At 73.0% G+C, this 3,853-nt stretch carries 2 protein-coding genes; both read left to right on the top strand.

Features of this window, described 5'->3' with window-relative positions:
* The coding region (locus AC1D15_RS21215; protein ID WP_477827526.1) for an amino acid adenylation domain-containing protein at positions 1–3,618 on the top strand (3,618 nt) is incomplete at its 5' end.
* On the top strand, positions 3,615–3,853 hold a 239-nt coding region (locus AC1D15_RS21210), incomplete at its 3' end, for a hypothetical protein (protein ID WP_477827525.1). The genes AC1D15_RS21215 and AC1D15_RS21210, both read left to right, overlap by 4 nt.

Genomic DNA, 3,853 nt, shown 5'->3' with positions numbered 1-3,853 from the left:
AGCCTGTTCCCGGTGGTGCTGGATCCGCTGGGCGAGCCCGGGGCGGCGTTGAAGCGCGTCAAGGAGACCTTGCGCGCCGTGCCGCTGCGCGGCCTGGCGCACGGCGTGCTGAAGCACAGGGGGCCGCCCGAGGTGCGGGAGGCGCTGCGCGCACTGCCACCGTCGCAGGTGGTTTTCAACTACCTCGGCCAGTTCGACGGCAGCTTCGACGAGGCCGCGGCCTGGCGACCGGCGTCTGAAAGCGCGGGTGCAGCGGTGGATGCATCGGCACCGCAGGCGCACGAGTTCTCGATCGACGGCCAGGTCTACGACGGCCAGCTCGCGCTGAACGTGCGCTACAGCCCGGCCCGGCACGACGCGGCCGAGGTGCGGCGTTTCGTCGAAGCGTTCCGTGGCGAGCTGCTGGGGTTGATCGCGCATTGCAGCGCAGGAGCGCTCGGCGTCACGCCCTCGGACTTCCCGCTGGCGCGCATCGACCAGCCCACGCTCGATGCGTTGAACCTGCCGCTGGCGAACCTCGACGACCTGTACCCGCTGTCGCCGATGCAGGCCGGCATGCTGTTCCAGTCGCTGGTCGATGACGGCGGCGAGGCCTATCGCACGCAGTTGCGCGTCGATCTCGACGGGCTGGACGTGGCCCGATTCCGCGCCGCGTGGACGACGGTGCTGGCACGCCACGAGGTGCTGCGCAGCGGCTTCATCGCGCAGCCGCCGCTGCAGTGGGTGGCGCGCCGCACCGAGCTGCCGTGGTCGGTGCAGGACTGGCGAGGCCGTCCTGGTGCCGAGCTGGACACCTTCGCGCAGGCCGAGCTCGCCGCGCCGCTGGACCTGGCGCGGCCGCCGCTGATGCGCGTCGCGCTGCTGCGCACGCAGGACGATCGCCACCACGTCGTGTGGACCGCGCACCACCTGCTGCTCGACGGCTGGAGCAGCTCGCTGCTGCTCGGCGAGGTGCTGCGCGCGTATGAAGGCGCGCCGCTGCCGGTGCCGCTCGGGCGCTTCCGCGACCACATCGCGTGGCTGCAGGCGCGCGACCCGGCGGCCGGCGAGGCGCATTGGCGGGCGCAGCTCGCGCAGCTGGAGTCGCCGACGCACCTGGCCTCGGCGCTGCGCCGGCCCGCATCGCCGCAACCTGGACAGGGCGGCCTGCACCGCACGCTGCCGCTGCAGCCGCTGGCCGATGCAGCGCGCCGCGAGCGCGTGACGGTCAACACGCTGGCGCAGGCGGCCTGGGCGCTGGTGCTGGCGCGCTGCACCGGGCAGCGTACCGTCTGCTTCGGCAGCACCGTGGCAGGCAGGCCGGCCGAGCTGCCGGGCGCGCAGCAGATGCTGGGGCTGTTCATCAACACGCTGCCGGTGGTGGCGACGCTGCAGCCGGCGCAGCCGCTCGGCGCGTGGTGGCGCGAGCTGCAGGCGCAGGGACTGGCGGCGCGCGAGCATGAGCACACGCCGCTGGTCGAGATCCAGCGCTGGGCCGGGCAGGGCGGGCAGGCGCTGTTCGACAGCCTGCTGGTGTTCGAGAACTATCCGATCGACGCGGCGCTGCGCGAAGCGGCGCCGGGCGGGCTGCGCGTCGGCACGGCCCACACCCGCGACGACACGCACTATGCGTTGACGCTGGCGCTGCACCAGGGCGAGCAGCTGGCCTTCGACTGGCGCTTCGCGCACGACGCGTTCGACGACGCGACGGTGGCGCAGCTGGCCGCGCAGCTCGAGCAGGTGCTGACGGCGTTCGTGCAACAGCCGGATGCGTGCATCGGCGCGCTGGCGCTGCCGGCCGATGCCGAACGCGAGCGGCTGTTGCGGCAGGGCGAGGGCGCTTCGCCGGTGGTGGCGGATGAGCCGGTGCACCGCACGATCGAGCGGCTGGCTCGCGCGCAGCCGGAGGCGGTGGCGCTGGTCTTCGGCGAGGTGGAACTGAGCCGCGGCGAGCTGAATGCGCGGGCCAACCGCCTCGCGCACCGGCTGATCGCGCAGGGCGTGCGGCCGGAGTCGCGGGTCGGGATCGCCCTCGATCGGTCGGTCGAGATGATCGTCGCGGTGCTGGCCGTCTTGAAGGCCGGTGCGGCCTACGTGCCGCTGGACCTGGCGTATCCCGCCGAGCGGCGGCAGGCGATGGTGGAGGACAGTGGCGTCGCGCTCGTGTTGACCGAGGTGGATGGCGCCTCGCTGATGGGTGAAGCGGCGACCGATCCGCAGGTGGCGCTGCACGCCGACCAGCTCGCGTACGTGATCTACACCTCCGGCTCGACCGGCAAGCCGAAGGGCGTTGGCGTGTCGCATCGCGCGCTGGCGCGGCATGCGCAAGCGGCGGCGGCGTTCTTCGGCCTCGTGCCCGAGGATCGCGTGCTGCAGTTCGCGACGCTGAACTTCGACGCGTTCGTCGAGCAGCTGTTCGCGCCGTTGGCCCTCGGCGCGGCGGTGGTGCTGCGCGGGCCCGAGGTGTGGGACAGCGCGACCTTCCGCCGCGAAGTGGTGGCGCGGCGCATCAGCGTCGCGGACCTGACGACGGCGTACTGGCAGCTGCTGGCGCAGGATTTCGCGCGGACACCTCCCACTGATGTCTGCTCCTTGCGCCAGGTGCACGTCGGCGGCGAGGCGATGTCGCCCGAAGGCCTGAAGGCCTGGCGCGACGCCGGCTTGTCGCACATTCGATTGCTGAACGCCTACGGCCCGACCGAGGCCACCGTGACGGCTTCGGCACTCGATTGCACGCCGTTCGTCACCGGCGAAGCCCCATGGCCCGCGTCGGTGCCGATCGGCTGGGCCTTGCCCGGCCGCGCGCTGCGCATCGTCGATGCCGACCTGCACCCGGTGCCCATCGGCGTGGCCGGCGAGCTGTGCATCGGYGGCGCGCTGCTGGCACGCGGCTACCTCGGCCGGCCGGGCCTGACGGCCGAGCGCTTCATTGCCGATCCGTTCGATGCGAGCGGCGGCCGGCTCTATCGCACCGGTGACCTGGTGCGCTGGAACGATGTCGGGCAGATCGAATACCTCGGCCGCGTCGACCACCAGGTGAAGCTGCGCGGCTTCCGCATCGAACTCGGCGAGATCGAGACGGCGCTGCTGGCGCAGCCGGAGCTGCGCGAGGCGGTCGTGCTCGCCCGGGCCTCGGCGGGCGGGCCGCGTCTGGTCGCCTATGTGGCGCTGCAGCCGGGCGCATCGATCGAGCCCTCCGCGCTGCGCGAACGCCTGGCCACGCGGATGCCCGAGCACATGCTGCCGTCGGCCTTCGTGCAGCTGCCCGCGCTGCCGTTGACCCCCGGCGGCAAGCTCGACCGCCGCGCGCTGCCCGAGCCCAAATTCACCACCGACGCCGAACACGAACCACCCGAGAGCGACGCCGAGCACGCGCTCGCGGCGATCTGGTGCGAAGTGCTCGGCGTGCCGCGTGTCGGCCGCCGCGATCACTTCTTCGAGCTCGGCGGGCATTCGCTGCTCGCGGTGCGGCTGGTGGCCGAGCTGCGGCAACGGCTCGGGCTGGAGCTCGGCCTGCGCAGCGTGTTCGACCACCCGACGCTGGCCGGCCTGGCCGCGGCACTGCCGAGGCCGACCGCCACGACCACCGCGGACCGGCTGGGTGCTTTGCTTGACGAACTGGAAGATTCCCTGGAATGACGATCGAACTTGCTGCCTTGTCGCGCCGCTTCGCCCAGTTGCCCGCCGGCAAGCGCGCGGCGTTCCTCGAGCGGCTGCGTGCCGAAGGGCTGGACTTCGGCGCGCTGCCGCTGATCGCCCGCGAGCCCGGCACACCGGCGCCGCTCGCGCCGGCGCAGCGTGCGCTGTGGCTGGCGTGGCAGCGTGCACCGCAGTCGCCGGCCTACAACCTGGCCGGGCGCCTGCGCATTCGCGG

It is taken from the genome of Rhizobacter sp. P2_H2 (assembly GCF_056403375.1).
This window is presented reverse-complemented; position numbering and strand designations above follow the sequence as displayed.